17 protein-coding genes are annotated in these 18,501 nt (G+C 68.9%); 10 read left to right on the plus strand and 7 right to left on the minus strand.

Translation table 11 applies throughout. From position 1 onward, the window contains the following. Positions 1-34 precede the first annotated feature (34 nt). Together CF165_RS48590 and ddaH are read right to left on the minus strand one after the other, a co-directional pair. Complete coding sequence (locus tag CF165_RS48590) at positions 35-694, minus strand: polysaccharide deacetylase family protein (RefSeq protein WP_093954389.1); 660 nt, start codon at positions 692-694, stop codon at positions 35-37. 81 nt (positions 695-775) lie between these two features. Further along, on the minus strand, positions 776-1,603 hold the full coding sequence (gene ddaH, locus CF165_RS48595) for a dimethylargininase (RefSeq protein WP_439098563.1): 828 nt from the start codon (positions 1,601-1,603) through the stop codon (positions 776-778). An 82-nt stretch (positions 1,604-1,685) separates the two neighbouring features. On the opposite strand from ddaH, the gene CF165_RS48600 reads away from it, so the two are divergent. From CF165_RS48600 to CF165_RS48620, 5 genes are all read left to right on the plus strand, one after another. Continuing rightward, positions 1,686-2,132 (plus strand): Lrp/AsnC family transcriptional regulator, encoded by a 447-nt coding sequence (locus tag CF165_RS48600; protein WP_026468878.1) that lies wholly within the window; start codon positions 1,686-1,688, stop codon positions 2,130-2,132. 24 nt (positions 2,133-2,156) lie between these two features. Beyond that, on the plus strand, positions 2,157-2,921 hold the full coding sequence (locus tag CF165_RS48605; RefSeq protein ID WP_093954391.1) for an enoyl-CoA hydratase: 765 nt from the start codon (positions 2,157-2,159) through the stop codon (positions 2,919-2,921). A 264-nt stretch (positions 2,922-3,185) separates the two neighbouring features. Next, positions 3,186-5,111, plus strand: a complete 1,926-nt coding sequence (locus CF165_RS48610; protein WP_093954392.1) for a 2-oxoacid:acceptor oxidoreductase subunit alpha — start codon at positions 3,186-3,188, stop codon at positions 5,109-5,111. 34 nt (positions 5,112-5,145) lie between these two features. Beyond that, on the plus strand, positions 5,146-6,210 hold the full coding sequence (locus tag CF165_RS48615) for a 2-oxoacid:ferredoxin oxidoreductase subunit beta (RefSeq protein WP_093954393.1): 1,065 nt from the start codon (positions 5,146-5,148) through the stop codon (positions 6,208-6,210). 95 nt (positions 6,211-6,305) lie between these two features. Further along, positions 6,306-6,644: a VOC family protein gene (locus tag CF165_RS48620; protein ID WP_093954394.1), complete on the plus strand. Its 339-nt coding sequence runs from the start codon at positions 6,306-6,308 to the stop codon at positions 6,642-6,644. 9 nt (positions 6,645-6,653) lie between these two features. Here CF165_RS48620 and CF165_RS48625 read toward each other — a convergent pair whose 3' ends face one another. Then, on the minus strand, positions 6,654-7,874 hold the full coding sequence (locus CF165_RS48625; protein WP_093954395.1) for a sunset domain-containing protein: 1,221 nt from the start codon (positions 7,872-7,874) through the stop codon (positions 6,654-6,656). Positions 7,875-7,897: 23 nt separating this feature from the next. Next, the gene (locus CF165_RS48630) at positions 7,898-8,950 is read right to left on the minus strand and encodes a polyprenyl synthetase family protein (protein WP_093954396.1); all 1,053 of its coding nucleotides are present in this window, start codon (positions 8,948-8,950) and stop codon (positions 7,898-7,900) included. Positions 8,951-9,213: 263 nt separating this feature from the next. On the opposite strand from CF165_RS48630, the gene CF165_RS51980 reads away from it, so the two are divergent. The 5 genes from CF165_RS51980 to CF165_RS48655 all read left to right on the plus strand — a co-directional run bounded on the left by CF165_RS51980 (position 9,214) and on the right by CF165_RS48655 (position 13,430). Next, complete coding sequence (locus tag CF165_RS51980; protein WP_167441787.1) at positions 9,214-9,861, plus strand: hypothetical protein; 648 nt, start codon at positions 9,214-9,216, stop codon at positions 9,859-9,861. A gap of 468 nt (positions 9,862-10,329) precedes the next feature. After that, complete coding sequence (locus CF165_RS48640) at positions 10,330-10,755, plus strand: hypothetical protein (RefSeq protein WP_093954397.1); 426 nt, start codon at positions 10,330-10,332, stop codon at positions 10,753-10,755. Next, positions 10,755-11,384: a DUF3558 domain-containing protein gene (locus CF165_RS48645; protein ID WP_093954398.1), complete on the plus strand. Its 630-nt coding sequence runs from the start codon at positions 10,755-10,757 to the stop codon at positions 11,382-11,384. Before CF165_RS48640 ends, CF165_RS48645 begins: the two co-directional genes overlap by 1 nt. Continuing rightward, on the plus strand, positions 11,384-12,652 hold the full coding sequence (locus CF165_RS48650; RefSeq protein ID WP_093954399.1) for a hypothetical protein: 1,269 nt from the start codon (positions 11,384-11,386) through the stop codon (positions 12,650-12,652). Before CF165_RS48645 ends, CF165_RS48650 begins: the two co-directional genes overlap by 1 nt. Positions 12,653-12,677: 25 nt before the next feature. Then, entirely contained in the window at positions 12,678-13,430 is a 753-nt protein-coding gene (locus CF165_RS48655; RefSeq protein ID WP_093954400.1) for an ESX secretion-associated protein EspG, read from the plus strand. Positions 13,431-13,479: 49 nt separating this feature from the next. On the opposite strand, the gene nuoN is transcribed toward CF165_RS48655, so the two are convergent. From nuoN to nuoL, 3 genes are read right to left on the minus strand one after another with little or no spacing between them, the layout of a single operon-like run. Continuing rightward, a complete protein-coding gene (gene nuoN, locus CF165_RS48660) occupies positions 13,480-15,048 on the minus strand; it encodes an NADH-quinone oxidoreductase subunit NuoN (RefSeq protein WP_093954401.1) in 1,569 nt (522 codons plus the stop codon). Between the two features lies 1 nt (position 15,049). Beyond that, positions 15,050-16,600 (minus strand): NADH-quinone oxidoreductase subunit M, encoded by a 1,551-nt coding sequence (locus CF165_RS48665; RefSeq protein WP_093954402.1) that lies wholly within the window; start codon positions 16,598-16,600, stop codon positions 15,050-15,052. Beyond that, positions 16,600-18,501: an NADH-quinone oxidoreductase subunit L gene (nuoL, locus tag CF165_RS48670; protein ID WP_093954403.1), complete on the minus strand. Its 1,902-nt coding sequence runs from the start codon at positions 18,499-18,501 to the stop codon at positions 16,600-16,602. Before nuoL ends, CF165_RS48665 begins: the two co-directional genes overlap by 1 nt.

Consider the following 18,501-nt stretch of genomic DNA (forward strand, 5'->3'; position numbering starts at 1 on the left):
GCGGGTTAGAACACGCCTAAACACTCACGACGGCCTACCGGGCAGCGCGGCGGAACAGGCGGCGCACCCAGTGCGCGGCCCGCCGGGGCCCCGGGGTGAGCACGCCGTCCAGCCAGTCGCGGTCGAGGTCGTGCCGCAGCTCGGTGCGTGCCTGCAGCCAGTCGTCGCGGCGCGCGCCCCCGCCGTCGCTCGTGTAGACGCGGGTGGCGCCGGCCTGCCGCAGCCGCGCGAGCACGCGCCGGTCGTAGGCGCCGAACGGCAGCGAATACCGCCGCACCGGCTGCCCGCACAGGTCGCCGAGCAGCTTCGGCGCGTCGGTCAGCTCCCGGCGGGCGTGCCGGTCGTCGAGCCGCCGCCAGTCGCGCGGCTCCCAGCCGTGCGAGCCGATCTTCATCCCGGCGCGCACGAGCTCGCGCAGGCCGTCACGGTCGACGTAGCCGCGCTGCCCGAGCCGTCCGGCCAAGGGGAAGAACTCCGCCGCCAGCCCGCGCTCGGCGAGCCGCGGCAGCGCGATCTCGACGTCGGAGGCGTTGCCGTCGTCGAAAGTGAGGCCCACGTCTTCGCGGTTCGCGGCGACGTCGAGGACGCGCTCGAACTGCGCGACGGTCAGCCAGCGCTCGTCCTCGCCCGGGTCGAGCTGGCGAGCCGGCCGGCCTATCCCGTGCACGGCGAGGATCACCGTCACCACTCCCACCACCTGACACCACGAGTAGCCGATTCGTTACTTCGATTAATCGCCGTGGCAAACGGGTGAGTTACACGTTTTTGCCGTTATTTAGCCTTTGCGGATTTCGAGGGTGCAGCACTTCGGGCCGCCGCCGGCTTTCCGCAGCTCGGAGATGTCGACGTAGACCGGCTCATAGCCCCGGGCCGCGAGAAGTTCACCCAGACGGGTGGCCTCGACGGGCAGGACGACGTTGCGGCCGTCGGACACGCCGTTGAGGCCGAAGCACTCGGCGTCTTCCTTCGTCGCGAGGACGGCGTCCGGGAACAGCCGCTCCAGCACGCGGCGCGAGCCCGCCGAGAACGCCTCGGGGTAGTAGACGATCTGGGCCCGTGTCGTGTCCGTCGCCTCGGCGAGCACGAACAACGCCGTGTCGAGGTGGTAGTAGCGCGGGTCGACCAGGTGCAGCGAGACGACCGGGACGCCGAGGACCTCCTGCGCCTCGGCGTGCGCGGCCGGGTCGGTGCGGAAGCCGGTGCCGGCCAGCAGCAGGGTGCCGGTCCAGGCGAAGTCGCCCTCGGCCTCGTTGACGTTCTCCGGCATGGTGATGTCGCGGTAGCCGTGCTCGACGAACCAGCGGCGGAAGTGCTCGGCCTCCGCGGCGCGCTGCGGCGCGCGGAACCGCGAGCCGAGCACGCGCCCGTCGACGACGGTGCCGGAGTTGGCGGCGAAGACCATGTCGGGCAGGCCGGGCTGGGCGTCGATCTCCTCGACGGTGTGGCCGAGGCGGCGGTAGGTGTCGCGCAGCTCCGCCCACTGCGCCATGGCGACGTCGGCGCTGACCGGCTGGGTCGGGTCCATCCAGGGGTTGATCACGTAGTCCACCGCGAAGTGGCGTGGGGGACACATGAGGTATCGACGGGTGGTCGGTACGCGCATCTCCTGCATGAGTGCAGGGTAAAGGCGCCTAATATCGCAATCAATCGCTGTTCGCTGCGCACATCTGTGCTAAATGTTGCGTGTGAACACCATCGACCAGCGAATCGTTTCGTGTCTCGTGGCCAACGCGCGCTCCAGCTACGCGGAGATCGGGAAGGTCGTCGGCCTGTCCGCCCCGGCGGTGAAGCGGCGGGTCGACCGGCTCCTCGAAACGGGCATCCTCCGCGGCTTCACCGCGGTGGTCGACCCGGAAGCGCTGGGCTGGGGAACGGAGGCGTTCGTCGAGGTCACGTGCCAGGGCAACATCACGCCCGCCCGGATCCGCGCGCGGCTGGAACCGCTGCCGGAGGTGGTGGCCGCGTACACGGTCTCGGGCGCGGCGGACGCGATCGTGCACTTGCGGGCCGCGGATATCCACCACCTGGAGACGGCGCTGGAGCGGCTGCGCGGGCTGGAGATCGTGGACCGCACGGTCTCGACGGTGGTGCTCTCCCGGCTGCTCGAACGGCCGCCGACGCCGGAGGAGTGACCGGGGGCGTGTCACGCTGACCGCATGACCGACAGCATCGTCAGCGAGCACGCGGGCGGCGTCGCCCTGCTGACCGTCGACGCGCCGGGCAGCCGCAACGCGCTGACTCTCGACCTCTCCGCGCAGCTCGCGGCCGCCGTCGAAGCCGCGGAACGGGACGAGTCGGTGCACGCCGCCGTGGTCACCGGCACGCCGCCGGGCTTCTGCGCCGGCGCCGACCTGTCCGCCCTGACCCACGCCGACGAGCAGGGCCTGCGCGCCATCTACGAAGGCTTCCTCGCCGTGGCCCGCTGCGCGCTGCCGACCATCGCGGCGGTCGGCGGCGCGGCCGTCGGCGCCGGGCTGAACCTCGCGCTCGCCGCGGACGTCCGGCTGGCCGGGCCGCGGGCCAAGTTCGTCGCCCGGTTCCTCGAGCTCGGGCTGCATCCCGGCGGCGGCATGACGTGGATGACGCAGCGGCTCGCCGGCCCGCAGCGGGCCGCCGCCATGACCTTGTTCGGGCAGCCGCTCGACGCCGAGGCGGCGGTGCGCGCCGGGGTGGCGCTCCGGGTGGTCGGCGGAGACCACGACGACCTGGTCGCCGCGGCCCGGGAGCTGGCGGCACCGGCCGTCGCCGCGCCCCGCGAAGCGCTGCTGGCCACCAAGCGCAGCCTCCGGACGACCGCCTCGCTGGCCGCGCACGACGACGCCGTCGACGTCGAGATCGAGCCTCAGCTGGCGTCGCTGGCCTCGCCCGAGTTCGCCGAGCGGGTGGCGGCGATGCGGGCCCGGATCCGGTCTTCCCGCTGAATCTCAGCAGTTGGACACCCCGCCGGGAGACACGCATCACAACGTGGACACACTGATAGCCGTTACCATCGGTTACAGGTATTTCCCGGACCTGCGCAGAGGACTTGCACGGCAGTACAGAGGTCGCGGGCGAGCCGGGACGCGCGGAAACATGGACACCCGGCGCGAGCTAACCTCGTGGTAGGGCCTGGTGATCCGCCTGTCACGGCACCGGGCAGGCGAAACCGATGGCCGCAACGTCGGGAGAGAGGGAATCCCTGACCCATGAGCACGAGTGCGAACGGCAACGGCGCTGGTCACGGCTCGCTCGCCGCAACCAGGCCGACCGAGGTCAGCAAGCTGGACCGGGTGGTCATCCGGTTCGCGGGCGACTCCGGTGACGGCATGCAGCTGACCGGCGACCGGTTCACCTCCGAGGCCGCCGCGTTCGGCAACGACCTGTCGACGATGCCGAACTTCCCCGCCGAGATCCGCGCCCCGCAGGGCACGATCCCCGGCGTCTCCTCGTTCCAGGTCCACTTCGCCGACTACGACATCCTCACCCCCGGCGACCGCCCCGACGTGCTCGTGGCGATGAACCCGGCCGCGCTCAAGGCGAACCTCGGCGACGTCCCGCACGGCGGGACGATCATCCTCAACACCGACGACTTCATCAAGCGGAACCTGACGAAGGTCGGCTACGCGACCGACCCGCTGGAAGACGACACGCTCGAGGCGTACCAGGTGCACCGGGTCGCCATGTCGACGCTGACCCAGGGCGCGCTCGCCGAGACCGGCCTCGGCAAGAAGGACGCCGAGCGCTGCAAGAACATGTTCGCCCTCGGCCTGCTGTCCTGGATGTACCACCGGCCCACCGAAGGCACCGAGCGGTTCCTGCGTGAGAAGTTCGCCAAGAAACCGGACATCGCCGAGGCCAACATCCTCGCCTTCCGGGCGGGCTGGAACTACGGCGAGACGACCGAGTCGTTCGCGACGACGTTCCAGGTCGCCCCGGCGAAGCTGGCCCAGGGCACCTACCGGCAGATCACCGGCAACACCGCGCTCGCCTACGGGATCGTCGCCGCCGGGCAGCAGTCGGGCCTGCAGATCCTGCTCGGGACGTACCCGATCACCCCGGCCTCGGACATCCTCCACGAGCTGTCGAAGCACAAGAACTTCGGCATCATCACCTTCCAGGCCGAGGACGAGATCGCCGGCATCGGCGCCGCCCTCGGCGCGTCCTACGGCGGCGCGCTCGGCGTCACCTCGACGTCCGGTCCGGGTGTGGCGCTGAAGTCCGAGACCATCGGCCTCGGCGTGATGATGGAGCTGCCGCTGGTCGTCATCGACGTCCAGCGGGGTGGCCCGTCCACCGGGCTGCCGACCAAGACCGAGCAGGCCGACCTGCTGCAGGCGATGTTCGGCCGCAACGGCGAGTCACCGGTCCCGATCGTCGCGCCGCTGTCGCCCGCCGACTGCTTCGACGCGGCCATCGAGGCCACCCGGATCGCGCTGAAGTACCGCACCCCGGTGCTGCTGCTGTCGGACGGCGCGATCGCCAACGGCTCCGAACCGTGGCTGATCCCGGACGCCGGGACGCTGCCGGACCTGCGCGTCGAATTCGCGAGCGAACCCAACGCCGACAACGGCTCCGGCGAGTTCTGGCCGTACGTCCGCGACCCCGAGACCCTCGCCCGTGCCTGGGCCGTGCCCGGCACCCCCGGCCTGCAGCACCGCATCGGCGGGCTGGAGAAGGCCGACCGGACCGGCCACATCTCCTACGACCCGGCCAACCACGACAAGATGGTCCGGCTGCGGCAGGCGAAGGTCGACGGCATCGACGTCCCCGACCTCGTCGTCGACGACCCGAGCGGCGGCAAGGCCCGGGTGCTCGCGCTCGGCTGGGGCAGCTCGTTCGGCCCGATCGGCGCGGCCTGCCGCCGCGTGCGCAAGCTCGGCCTGCCGATCGCCCAGGCGCACCTGCGGCACCTCAACCCGCTGCCGGCCAACCTCGGCGACGTCCTCCGCAGCTACGACAAGGTCGTGGTCCCGGAGATGAACCTGGGCCAGCTGTCCCTGCTGCTGCGAGCGAAGTACCTGGTGGACATCCACTCGCACACCAAGGTCGCCGGGATGGCGTTCAAGGCCGAAGAGCTGCAGAACCTGTTCTCGGAGATCATCACCGGCGTTACTACGGAGGCGGCGAAGTGACCACCGCCGACGTACTTTTTCCCGCGGAGGCGGAATGACTACAGTCGATCTGGGGATACCCAATCTCGGTGGCCTGGACCTTGTGCCCACCACCGACGAGCCGCAGAAGGCCAAGGACTACAAGTCGGACCAGGAGGTCCGCTGGTGCCCCGGCTGCGGCGACTACGTCGTGCTGAACGCGGTCCAGTCCTTCCTGCCGACGCTCGGCCTCAAGCGCGAGAACATCGTGTTCGTCTCGGGCATCGGCTGCTCGTCGCGCTTCCCGTACTACCTGAACACCTACGGCATGCACTCGATCCACGGCCGCGCGCCGTCGATCGCGACCGGGCTGGCCACCACCCGCCCGGACCTGTCGGTGTGGGTCGTCACCGGCGACGGCGACGCGCTGTCCATCGGCGGCAACCACCTGATCCACGCGCTGCGCCGCAACGTGAACATCAAGATCCTGCTGTTCAACAACCGGATCTACGGGCTCACCAAGGGTCAGTACTCGCCGACGTCCGGGCAGGGCATGGTCACCAAGTCGACGCCGATGGGTTCGGTGGACACGCCGTTCAACCCGCTGTCGCTGGCGATCGGCGCGGAGGCGTCGTTCGTGGGCCGGGCGATGGACTCCGACCGCAAGGGCCTCACCGAGGTCCTGCAGGCCGCGGCGCAGCACCGCGGGTCGGCGCTGGTGGAGATCTACCAGAACTGCCCGATCTTCAACGACGGCGCGTTCGACGTCCTCAAGGACGCCGACGAAGCCGCCGCCCGCCTGATCCCGCTGCGCGCCGGCGAGCCGATCCGCTTCGGCCCGAACCAGGAGTTCGGCGTCAAGCGCGGCGACTGGGGCGGCCTGGACGTCGCCAAGGTCGCCGACATCGGCGAGGACAACGTGGTGGTGCACGACCCGTCGATCACGGACACGTCGTACGCGTTCGCGTTGTCGCGCCTCGGCGACCAGAACCTCAACCACGTCCCGACCGGGATCCTGCGGAGCGTCGAGCGCCCGACCTACGACGACGGCGCCCGCGCCCAGGTCGAGCAGGCCCGCGCGGCCCGCACGCCGGACCTGCAGGCCCTGCTGCGCGGCAAGGACACCTGGACGGTTGCGTAACCCGCATCTCCGCGAAGGCCGCCATGCCCAGGGGCGTGGCGGCCTTCTTTTTTGGGGGTTGCCTCGATTGGGACAAGTGTCCTAAGTTTCAGGTCATGCGACCTGAGTCTCCTTTCGTCTTCTTCGACGTCCGGACTTCCGATGCGGAGGGCAGCAAGCGGTTCTTCTCGGAACTGCTGGGCTGGCAAGCGAACGACACCTTGCTGACGGCCGGCGGCGCGCCCTGGGGCGGCCTGACCCCGCTGGCCCCCGACGACGACCGGACACCCCAGTGGCTGCCCTACGCCCCGGTGTCCGATGTGGACGCTGCCGCGGCGAAGGCGGTCGAGCTGGGCGGGACGCTCGTGCGCGAACGCACCGACCTGCCGTTCGGCTCCCTGGTGGTGGTCACCGATCCCGGCGGCGCGGCGCTGGTCCTGTTCCAGGCCGACTGAGGGGGAAACTCAGCTGAGCGGCCGGAACCCGACGCGTTCGGCGTCCTCGGCGGTGCGGAACCAGACCTCGGCGACCATCTTCGGGAACTGCGCCGATTCCTCGGTGCAGTACCGCAAAGCCGTCACACTCGCCTTCACCGCGAAGGCGTCACTGGGCGCTCCGCCGCCCGGGCGCGGCATCGCCGAGCCGGGGCCGAACGGGCCGTGCGGGACAGCGTCGGCCGCCGCCTGCCGCGCGGGCGGCGGCTCGGGCGCCACCACGCCGGCGGCGGTCACCTGGTTCGGCTGCACCGACGGCTCGAACAGCGAGCCGCTGTGCGCGCCGGCCAGGTCGGGCTCGCGCCGCTCCACCGTGCGCATCGACGGCTGGATCGGCTGCGGCGCGTCGAACCCGCCGCGCACCGTCGTCTCGCGCGGCTGGCGCTTCGGCAGCACCTGCGTCAACTCGGCCGGGGTCTCCTCGGGCACGTGCAGCTCTCCCGTGACGTCGTCGCCGCCGAAGGCGTACTGCGGCACTTCCTCGTCTTCGGGCTCGACCTTCCGCACGGAACCGGGGTGCTGGCCGATGATCCGCGTGCGCTCGACCGGCTCCTCGAACGCCGATCGCTGGCCCGGTGGCTCGTGGTCGAACCAGTCCGGCGCGGGTGTCTCGGCGGGGGTCTGGAACAGCGAGCCCGCGGAGTCCGGTTCGAGCCGCGAAAGCGCCGGCGAAACAGGTTCTTCTTCGACCGGCTCCCCCGCCGGCGCCAGGTACTCCGTCGAGGTGGCGCGGTAGGGGTCCTCCGGCTCCTCGTCGGCGACCGGGGTCAGGAACTGGGTGGCCGCGGTCCGGTACGGGTCGTCTTCGTCGAGCTCGGGTTGGGGCTCGGGCTCCGGCTCCGGCGGCAGCCGCGACGGCACCTGGGCGTCCAGCTCGGCGAAGTCTTCGTCGATGTCGTCGTGGACGTCGTCGCGGTGGATCGGCGGCGCGGCGACCAGCGTGCCGGGGTAGGACGTCTCCTGGCGGGTCGGCTCCGGCTCGGGGCGCGGTTCAGGCCGCGCGAACGGCTCGTAGGCCGTCGCCCCGGCGTTCGCGGGGGTGCGTGCCGCGTCGGCGTGGGACTGCGCGAGCGCGCTCTCGAGCTTGCGGACGCTCTTGCGGAGCGGCAGCACCAGCACCAGCCAGGTGAGGAGGGCGCCGACGAAGAACGCGGCGAGGCTCCACAGCCAGACCTGTCCGAATATGGACATCTTTTCCTGCCCCTGTTAAGTGCTCAGCGCGTGCGCGCGACCAGGTAGTCAGCGACCGACTCGCACGCGTCCCGAGCGGGTGATGCGGGCAGCGCGCCGAGCTCGGTTCGCGCGCGCTGAGCGTAGTCGGAAAGGGTGACGCGTGCTCGATCGAGTCCGCTACTGACCCGCAGCAGCTCCAGCGCCTCCCGCACGAGGGCGTCGTCGGCGATCGGGCCGGACAGCAGTTCGATGAGCCGCGGGTCGGTGTCCGGATCGGCCAGCGCGTACAGCATCGGCAGCGTACGGACGCCTTCGCGCAGGTCGGTGCCCTGCGCCTTGCCGAGCTCGTCGGACGGCGAGGCGATGTCGATGATGTCGTCGGAGATCTGGAACGCGGTGCCGATGATGTCGCCGAAGCGGCGCAGCGCCTCGATGTGCTCCTCGGCGGCGCCGGACATCATCCCGCCGAACCGGCCGGACGTGGCGATCAGCGAGCCGGTCTTCTGCGCGATCACGGTGAGGTAGTGCGCGACGGCGTCGTCACCCGGTCCGGGGCCGACGGTCTCGCGCATCTGCCCGGTGACCAGCTCGCCGAAGGTCTCGGCGATGATCCGCGCGGCGTCCGTGCCGAGGTCGGCGACCAGGCGCGACGCGTGCGCGAAGAGGAAGTCGCCGGTGAGGATGGCGATGGTGTTGTCCCAGCGGGCGTTGACGCTCTCGGCGCCGCGCCGCATGTCGGCCTCGTCCATGACGTCGTCGTGGTAGAGCGTCGCCAGGTGCACCAGCTCGACCGCGGCGGCGGCGATCACGACGTGGTCGTCCTGCTTGGGACCGAACTGCGCGGCCAGCAGCGTGAACAGCGGACGGAAGCGTTTGCCCCCGGCCTCGACCAGGTGCAATGCGGCGTCGTTGACGGCCTGGACGTCGCTGCGGACGACGTCGCGCAGCAGCTTCTCGACCTCGGCCAGCCCCTCGGCGATCGCGCGCAGCAGGGCTTCGTCGGCGATCTGCAGGCCGACCGACGCCCGCAGGTCGTCGAGGGCGCCACCCGGCGCAGCGGGGAGGGATCCCGCCCCGGGGGCTGGGGAAGGCACAGACACGTCGGCTCCGCTCTACTCGTGCACCGGTCGGGTTGCCCCTTGAGCGTAGTGGCTACCGCGCGCGGTCGTTTACCCGCTGTCCAGCGGAAACGGTGACGAACATGACACCCCGGCGACGCCCCGTCGCGACGGCCGGGCCGTCACCCACCGGGTGGTTCATGATCCACGAAAGGGTGATCGGAGATTCCGGACGCAACGGACGACGGCGGCGGGCGGATATTCAGGGGGTGCACCCCGGTCGGCAAGGAGGAACGCCCATGCGCGTCACCATCGTGAGGCTCGCGGCAACACTGGTGGCGGCGGCGCTCGCGGCAACCCCCGCGCCGGCGCAGGCGGCCCCGCAACCGGGCGTGGCGAACATCGGCTCGGCCGAGTTCACGAAGGCGGGCGCGACGATCAAGGTCCCGACCCAGGGCCACTGTTCGATCGGCGGCCCGACGAGCGCGACGGCCCAGCAGGTGTCGAAACCGGGCATCACCTTCGGCGGCGGCACATCGTCCTGCACGACGACGGTGACGGACCCGAACACGAGCGCCACGACAACGACGTCGACCGCGACGGGCAAGGGATTCGAGCTGTCGGCGCTGGTGAGCACGGGCGGGCCGCGCATCAAGCTGTCGACGTTCACGGTGACCTGCACGGCGACCCACACGCAGACGAACGCGAACTGGACGTTCGGCGGCATGTCGGGCCTGACGAACCCCCCGAACCCGGTCCCGGCGAGCTACGTGTCACCGATCAAGAAGCCGGACGGGACGGCGCTGGCGAACGCGGTGTTCAACATCCAGAACCTCCCGGGCGACGGCAGCGTCGGCTTGACGATGCTGCGCATCGACTTCCTCCCGGCGTCGGGCATCAGCGGCCAGGTGACACTGGGCCACACGAGCTGTTCGCCGACCCCGTAGCGGCCCGGGTGCCGCGGCCTGGGACCAGCCGAGAGGGTGGCCGCGGCACCCGGGTTCACCGGCCTGGGCCGGGATAGCTCGCCAGCACTAGACGTGACAACGGCTTTGGTTTTCAGCCCGGAAACTGGCCGGAGGGACACAAGCGAGTCGTCGCGCAGATGTTATTACGCAGAGTGCGCAGATGAATCTTTGAGTCGACCAGCGGACATCTGCCTTCCGAGTGAGATTCAACCGAATTGATTATCACGCTTTGTCACCAAGTCCCCGTTTGTCATTCTGACGGAACGGAGCTTCTTGCGAGGGGAACAAGCGGCCGGGAACCCTGGTAATCTCCGACGCGTCGAACTACGCAGGGTGCCGATGTAGGAGCGCCCTGCAGCTAAGGGGAGAGCACAGTGACGACGACGGCTTCGGGGCGCCTCGGCCCTGTCACGCCCTGCCGGTTCGAGACGACAGGGGCGCAAGACGATGCCTGACGGCCAGCCACCGGTCTACGACCCGAACACGCGCCGGGCACCGCTGATGCCGGTGACCCCCCAAGCGGGCACCTACGGCGCACCTGTGGGCGCCGGCGGTAGCGGCCCGGGCTTCAAGTACGACGTGGCGACACTGCAAAGACTCGCGGATGACTGGAACGCCTTGGCCGACGAGTTCCGTAGCGATCTCGCCAAGGCGAACGTCATAGCCGCCGCAAAGGGCCCCGGCAAAGAGTACGCCAGTGGCGGCAACGCCGAGATGGTCCGGGCATCAGGCTCCGCTTTGGTCACAACTCTGTTCGAGCGGCAGGAATACTGCCGAGCCATGGCGAAGAAGTTCATCACAGCCTTGGGCAAGTACGCCAGAGCCGAAGACGCTCACAGCACTGAAATCAAGCAGACCGGAGGCAGTCTCTGATGCGCCGCACGATCGTCCTGCTCAGCGCCTCCTTGCTCGCACTGACTGCTTGCACATCCAAGAACGACGGCACTCCGTCAGCCTCCGCCAACACTTCCAGCCAGTCGTCCTCCTCCAGCTCTCCGGCCGAAGTGCCCGGTCCGGGGGTCCCCAAGGTCGAAACGCCGATCGAGATCACACACTTCAAGCAGGCACCCTGCGACGCGCTTACAGCGCCTCAGGTCACAGAACTTCTCGGTTCCGGAATTGTCCCCAAGCCCGAGGTCAAGGGCGAAGCAGGCCCTCAGTGCAGGTGGGATTCATCCAGGGTCTCACAAGCCGGAATCGGTGTGATCTTTACGAGCGTCGACAACCGAGGCATAACTCGAGTCTACGAAGCCCAAGGAAAAGAATACAAATTCTTCAAACCCTTGGCGTCAGTCGACGGTTATCCCGTTGCCGCATATGACGCGGCAGGAGATCGGACAAGCTACGGCAATTGCACGATAGCTCTGGGAACCAGCGATAATCAGACTGTCGATATCGATGTTACCTTATCAGAGGAAAACGTCACCAAGAAAAAGGACCCGTGCCTCGCTGCACGCGATGTAGCAACCATGGTACTGGGGAATCTACGGGGAGCGAAGTAATGGCTGCCGAGACCCCTTTGACGGCTGCGCAGATTTATGAACAAATAACTGGTGGCGATGGTATTCAGAAGCTGGCCGACGCCCACGACAGTGCGAGTCACCTGACCCAGCGGATGATCGACCGGGCCTCGCGGATCAACGCCCTCCGAGCCAAGACCATGAGCGGCTGGCAGGGCGGCGCCGGAGATAGCGCCGCCGACTCGACGGCACCGCTGATCCAAGCCGCGATGGACGATGCCATTCATCTCCAAAACGCGCAAAGCGCCGTCGGCGCGCAGATGGGTGCCTTCGGGACCGCGAAGAACTCCGTGAAGCCCGTTGCGGCGCAGCCTCCTGACATCACCGCCGATGACCTCTACAACACCCTTGCCGGCGATGGCAAGTCGTACCAGACGAAGGTTGCCGGGTGGCAGGCCGACAGCCAGGCCAACATCGACGCCTTCCGCGCCTACCACTCCGCCAGCACTACCAATGGCGGCCAGATGCCCGCCCAGTACGCGCAACTGACCGACTCCGGTGCGCCGATCACGCTGGACACCGGGACGCCGACCACGGGCAAGACGACCGGCACCGATACCGAGCGGCGCGCACAAGATCGGCAGCGAACCCAGCCGCCCGGTGTCCCCGATCAGACTCAGTACCGGCCCGGCACACAGACCGGCCAGAACCAGACCAGGCAGAACCAGACCGGCCAGAATCAGGTCGGGCCGAATCAGGTCGGGCAGGACCAGGTCGTCGGCCGGAGGCCGGGGACCACCACTTCGGACGATACGCACGCGAACAGTTTCGTGCCCAAGCCCGTCCTACCACCCGCGGCGAGCACCGGGTACCAGTTCGGGCCGACCGGGCAGCCGCTCAACTCCTTCGGGCCCGGTGGGTTCGGGCCGTATGGCGGCAGCGAGTTCGGGCCCGGCGCGGGCTACACGCCCGGCGGTTACGGGCCGGGCTCGGGTAGCGGTGGATACCGCGGCACCGGCAGCGGCTCCGTGAACGAGCCGGGTGCACGCGGCGTCGGGCCGGGTTCCGGCTCCGGGCGTGGAGTTGTGGGCGAGAACGTCGCCGGGGGACGTGCCGGTGCGGCCGGTGCCGCCGGGGGGCGGGGTGCCAACGGGATGCCGATGGGTCACGCGCCCGGTGGTGGCAAGAAGGAAGAGGACAAAGAGAAGAAGGCCGCGCCTTACCTCCGGAATCCGGATCCTGATGACACCTTCGGTGGCGATATCGAGAAGCCGATGCCGCCGGTGATCGGCGAGAAGCCGAATAAGTAGCACCACGCAAAAGGGGAGGAAACACGTGGTGCTCAAACAGGTCGAACTTTCGCTGAACACCCTGCTCACCGCGATGCGCCAGGCAGGGTGCGGCGAACCGCACCAAATCTTCGCCGGGGGGCTGCGGTACATTCCGCCGTCGTCGGCGAATCAGGTGAATCGTGAGGCCTTCGAGGAACTGAGCCAGTACGGCTTCACCCAGGGAAATCGCTTCACGCCCGGATTCGAAGAAATCCTGCATCTGCTCGACCGTCCGGCGACCGAATACTTCGCTTATGCCCGCGACATGAAGGAGCAGATCGGCGTGCTCGTCGCGGTCCAGGGACGGTTCGCGATCACCGCGTTGTGCCAGGGGGAACGTGTCTGGCTGAAGACCGTTTCGCCCGACAACAACCCGGTGGACGCGCTCGTCGCCAACCTGCCGCAGTACGCTCCGGCGCGCTTCACGCCCTTCTCGCTGCCCCAGAACGAGTTTCGGCACGAAGAAGAAGCCCACGATCTCTACGACACCGGTCCCACCCGGAGCCGGGCAGCTCAGCAGCTCGACGAGATCTTCGGCCAGCCCTACTTCGGCGTCGGCCAGTTCTACGCGGCGAAACGGTCGAACGGCGGCCCGCGGACGCTCACCCAGGATTCGCTCAGCTACCTCGACGTCGAGGCCGGGCGGGTCGCCATTCTGCTCTCTGGAGCGCCCGGCAACCGGTACATCACCGTACTGCCCGGCGAGCCGGAGCTACTGGGCCAGAAGATCACGTCGCTTGGACCACTAACGCCGTGAAGGCCACCTCGAGGAACGTCCTCGAGGTGGCCTCAACGAAACACAGAACTCAGAAAGCGAAACCGCCCGAGCCCGCCCAGCCGAGGGCGAACGCCGGGACCAGGCCCAGCACCAGCGTCACGCCCGTGCCGAGGAAGATCGCCGTGCCCGTGCCGAAGCCCGGGACCGATACCGAGGGGCCGTCGGCCGCCGGCTCCGAGAAGTACATCAGGACGATCACCCGGAGATAGAAGAACGCCGCCACCGCGCTGAACACCAGGGCCACCACCACCAGCGGTGCCATGCCGTCGGACAACGCGGCGGAGAAGACCACGAACTTCCCGACGAAGCCCGACGTCAGGGGGATACCGGCCAGGGCCAGCAGCAGGAACGTGAACACGCCCGCCACCAACGGCGACCGCTTCGCCAGCCCCGCCCACGCCGAGAGGTGCGTTGCCTCGCCCGAAGAGTCGCGGACCAGGCTGATCACGCCGAACGCCGCCAGCGTCGTGAAGCCGTACGCCAGCAGGTAGAACAGCGTGCTCGACAACCCGTCCTTCGTCATCGCGATCGCGCCGACCAGCAGGAAGCCCGCGTGCGCGATCGACGAGTACGCCACCATGCGCTTGACGTCGGTCTGCGTCAGGCCCAGCACCGCGCCGATCACCATCGAGATGATCGCCACCGCCCACAGGACTCCGCGCCACTCCCACGAAGTCGACGAGAACGCCACCGACAGCACCCGCAGGATCCCGCCGAACGCCGCGACCTTCGTGCACGCCGCCATGAACGCCGTCACCGGCGTCGGCGCGCCCTGGTACACGTCCGGGGTCCACGTGTGGAACGGGCCCACCGAGCCCTTGAACAGCAGGCCGACCACCAGGAGACCCAGGCCGGCGAACAGCAGCGTGTCCGACCGGTCGGAACCGGCCGCCGCGTTCGCGATGTCGCCCAGCTTCACGGAGTTCGCGTAGCCGTACAGCAGCGCCAGCCCGTACAGGAAGAACGCCGACGAGAACGCCCCGAGCAGGAAGTACTTGACCGCCGCCTCCTGCGACAGCAACCGCCGCCGGCGGGCCAGGCCGCACATCAGGTACAGCGGCAGCGACAGGACTTCCAGCGCGATGAACATCGTCAGCAGGTCGTTCGCCGCGCAGAACGCCATCATGCCGCCGAGGGCGAACAGCGTCAGCGGGAAGACCTCGGTCTGCATGACCGTCGCCGTCTGCGCGCGGTCCTGCACGGTGCCCGGCCGGATGCCGGCCTGCGCGACCAGCGCGCCGCCTGGCTCCACCACACGGTCCGAAATGAGCAGCACCGCGCCGAACGCCAAGGCCAGCAGCGTGCCCCAGAGGAACAGCGCCGGCCGGTCGATCGAGATCGACTTGCTGAACGTCGTGACGCCGGCCGCGGGCGCGTTCCCGGTCGCATACACGATCAGGGCGACGCCCGCGCCGATGATCGCGAGCAGGCTGAGCCCGACCTGGATGCCGAACCTCGAGCGTTTCGCGGCGAACGCCTCGACCAGCACGCTCACGCACGCCGCGCCGAAGACGATCAGCACCGGCAGCACGGCCGGGTAGTCGACTGACGGCGTCGCGATCGGCGTTGGCGCCTGGGTCAGGAGGATGTCGAGCACTTTACTTGCCTCCCTGAACCGCGGTCAGCGTCTGCTGCACCGTCGGGGTGACTGTGTCGAGCACCGGCTTCGGGTAGAAGCCGAGGACGAGGATCAGCACGACCAGCGGCGCCAGGATCGCGATCTCCCGGCCGTTCAGGTCGGTGATCGCCTTCTTCGCGCCCAGCTCCGGCGCGATCGCGGTACCGGGTCCTCCGCCGACGCCCACAAGCGCGTCACCGCGGACCGGGCCCTGCATCACGCGCTGGTAGAGCCACAGGACGTACGCCGCGGCCAGGACCATGCCCACCGTGGCGAGGATCGTGTACACCGGCTGGTCCACAAAGGACCCGATGAGCACCAGGAACTCCGAAACGAACGAGTTCGTGCCCGGCAAGGACAAAGTGGACAGACCGGCGAGGAGGAACAGGCCCGCGAGCAGCGGAGTCACCTTCGCCATGCCACCGTAGTCCGAAATGCGAGACGACCCGCCGCGCGCGATCACCAGGCCGATCACCACGATCAGCATGCCGGTCGCGAGGCTGTGGTTGAGCATGTACGTCGCCGAGCCGACCATCGCCTGCTCGTTGAACGCGAAGATGCCCAGCGAGATGAAGCCGAAGTGCGCGATCGAGACGTAAGCGATGAACCGCTTCATGTCCCGCTGCCCCGCCGCGAGGATCGATCCATAAAGGACACCGATCACCGAAAGCACCAGCACCAGCGGCGCCAGGGTCCGGCTCGCGTCCGGGAACATCGGCAGGCAGTAGCGCAGGAAGCCGAACGTGCCGACCTTGTCCAGCACGCCGACCAGCAGGACGGCGACGCCGATCGGCGCCTCCCCCGCCGCGTCCGGCAGCCAGGTGTGGAACGGCACCAGCGGCGCCTTGATCGCGAAGGCCAGGAAGAACCCGAGGAACAGCCAGATCTGCGTGGACAGCGGCGCGTCGCGCACCACCGTCACCAGCGTGGCCCAGTCGAAGGTGCCGTGCCCGAGCTTGTCCTTCGCCAGCGAGTACGCCCCGATCGCCGAGGCCAGCATGATCAGGCCGCCGAGGAACGAGTACAGGAAGAACTTCACCGCCGCGTACTGCCGGTTCGCGCCGCCGTAGCCGCCGATGAGGAAGTACATCGGGATCAGCATGATCTCGAACAGCACGTAGAACAGGAAGACGTCGGTCGCGGCGAACACGCCGATCGTGAGCGCCTCCTGCAGCAGGATCAGCGACAGGAACCCGCCCGCGCTGCGGCCCGGCGGCAGCTTGTCCAGCGTGCCGAGGCCGCCGACGACGATCGGCACCAGCAGCGCGATCACCGCGATCATGATCAGCGAGATGCCGTCGGTGCCGAACGCGATGTGCACGCCGAAGCTGGGGATCCAGTCGAAGCTCGACGTCTGCTGCAGCCGCGCGCCCGAAGGCGAGTAGCTGAGCCAGAACGGGATCACCAGCAGGAACTCGAGGATCGAGAACCCGAGCGCGGCCAGCACCGCGGCGCGGTCGTTCCCCTTGAGGAACGCCAGCACCAGGGAGCCGGCCAGCGGCACCAGGATGAGGATGAGCAACCAGGTCATCAGGAGAACCTCACCAGCAGGAGAGCCGCCAGAAGCAGGAACGTGCCGCCCAGCATCGACAGCGCGTAGGACCGGACGAACCCGGTCTGGAGCCGCCTCAGCCGGCCGGACCCGCCGCCGAGACCGGCGGCCAGGCCGTTGACCGCGCCGTCGACGCCGCGGTTGTCGACGAACACCAGCGCCCGCGAAAGCCAGGTGCCCGGGCGGGCGACCAGCGTCTCGTTGAGCGTGTTGCCGTACAGGTCCTTGCGCGCGGCCCGGGTGACGAACGAGACCCGCTGGGGCTGCTCGACCGGGACGTCACGGCGGAAGATCAGGTACGCGAGCGCGACGCCGGCCAGCGAGAGCACGACCGCCGCCACCGAGATCACCCAGGCGTCCACCGGCAGGTGGTGTGCCTCCTCCAGCTTGCCGACCGAGGGGGCGAGCCACTCGCTGAAGCGGTCGCCGAGGGCGAAGAACGCGCCGGCGCCGACCGAGCCGATCGCCAGGACCGCCATCGGGATCCACATGACCGACTTGGACTCGTGCGGGTGGAAGTCCCGGCCATCGCTGGACTTGATGTCCTTCCAGCGTTCCTTGCCGAAGAACGTCATCACCATCAGGCGGGTCATGTAGAACGCGGTGAGCCCGGCGCCGAGCAGCGCCGCGCCGCCCATCACCCAGCCGCGCCAGCCGCCCTGGCCGAACGCCGCTTCGATGATCGCGTCCTTGGTGAAGAAGCCCGACAGCGGCGGGATGCCGATCAGGGCCAGGTAGCCGAGGGTGAAGGTGACGAAGGTGATCGGCATGTGCTTGCGCAGGCCGCCGAACTTCCGCATGTCGACCTCGTCGTTCATGCCGTGCATGACCGACCCGGCCCCGAGGAACAGCCCGGCCTTGAAGAAGCCGTGCGCGACCAGGTGCATGATGCCCAGCGCGTACGCGATCGGCCCGAGCCCGACGGCCAGCATCATGTAGCCGATCTGGCTGACCGTGGAGTACGCGAGGACCTTCTTGATGTCGTCGTACGCGCAGCCGATGATGCACCCGAGCAGCAGCGTCACCGTGCCGACCAGGGTGACGATCAGTCTGCCGTCCTCGGTGGCGTTGAAGACGTCCTTCGAGCGGGCCACCAGGTAGACACCCGCGGTCACCATCGTTGCCGCGTGGATCAGGGCCGACACCGGGGTCGGGCCCTCCATCGCGTCCGGGAGCCAGGCCTGCAGCGGGAACTGGCCGGACTTACCGCAGGCGCCCAGCAGGAGCAGGATCGCCATCGCGGTGATCGCGCCCGGCGAGAACTTGCCGTCCCCGACCGCCTGGAAGACCTGCGCGTACCCGGTCGAGCCCGCGTACTTGAACATGATGAAGATCGCCAGCGCGAGCCCGACGTCGCCGACGCGGTTCATCAGGAACGCCTTCTTCGCCGCGGTCGCGGCGGACGGGCGGCCCTGGTACCAGCCGATGAGCAGGTAGGACGCGAGGCCCACGCCTTCCCAGCCGAGGTACAGCGTCACGAAGCTGTTGCCCAGCACCAGGATCAGCATCGACGCGACGAAGAGGTTCAGGTACGCGAAGAAGCGGTACCGGCCCTCGTCGTCGGCCATGTAACCGATCGAGTAGTAGTGGATCAGCATGCCGACGCCGGTGATGAGCAGCACGAACGTCAGCGACAGCGCGTCGATCCGCAGCCCGAAGTCCACCTGCAGCTGGCCGACCGGGATCCACGAGTAGACCTTGGTGTCGGTCGTGGTGCCCGTGTCGGCGGTGAAGAACAGGATCAGCCCGTAGACGAAGGCGAGGGTGACGGTGGCACAGCCGAGCAGATGCCCCCAGGCCTTGGCGCGCTTCCCCGCCAGCAGCAGGATCAGGGCGCCGAGGCCAGGCAGGGCCACCAGCAGCCACGATGATGCGGTCAC

It is taken from the genome of Amycolatopsis vastitatis (genome assembly GCF_002234595.1).
GTDB classification, from domain to species: domain Bacteria; phylum Actinomycetota; class Actinomycetes; order Mycobacteriales; family Pseudonocardiaceae; genus Amycolatopsis; species Amycolatopsis vastitatis.

Coding starts and splice junctions, on each gene's coding strand:
- CF165_RS48645 (WP_093954398.1), top strand. CDS start 10,755: ATGCGCCGCACGATCGTCCTGCTCAGCGCCTCCTTGCTCGCACTGACT.
- CF165_RS48665 (WP_093954402.1), bottom strand. CDS start 16,600: ATGACCTGGTTGCTCATCCTCATCCTGGTGCCGCTGGCCGGCTCCCTG.
- CF165_RS48605 (WP_093954391.1), top strand. CDS start 2,157: ATGACCGACAGCATCGTCAGCGAGCACGCGGGCGGCGTCGCCCTGCTG.
- ddaH (WP_439098563.1), bottom strand. CDS start 1,603: ATGCGCGTACCGACCACCCGTCGATACCTCATGTGTCCCCCACGCCAC.
- CF165_RS48640 (WP_093954397.1), top strand. CDS start 10,330: ATGCCTGACGGCCAGCCACCGGTCTACGACCCGAACACGCGCCGGGCA.
- CF165_RS48620 (WP_093954394.1), top strand. CDS start 6,306: ATGCGACCTGAGTCTCCTTTCGTCTTCTTCGACGTCCGGACTTCCGAT.
- CF165_RS48615 (WP_093954393.1), top strand. CDS start 5,146: ATGACTACAGTCGATCTGGGGATACCCAATCTCGGTGGCCTGGACCTT.
- CF165_RS48625 (WP_093954395.1), bottom strand. CDS start 7,874: ATGTCCATATTCGGACAGGTCTGGCTGTGGAGCCTCGCCGCGTTCTTC.
- CF165_RS48650 (WP_093954399.1), top strand. CDS start 11,384: ATGGCTGCCGAGACCCCTTTGACGGCTGCGCAGATTTATGAACAAATA.
- CF165_RS51980 (WP_167441787.1), top strand. CDS start 9,214: ATGCGCGTCACCATCGTGAGGCTCGCGGCAACACTGGTGGCGGCGGCG.
- CF165_RS48610 (WP_093954392.1), top strand. CDS start 3,186: ATGAGCACGAGTGCGAACGGCAACGGCGCTGGTCACGGCTCGCTCGCC.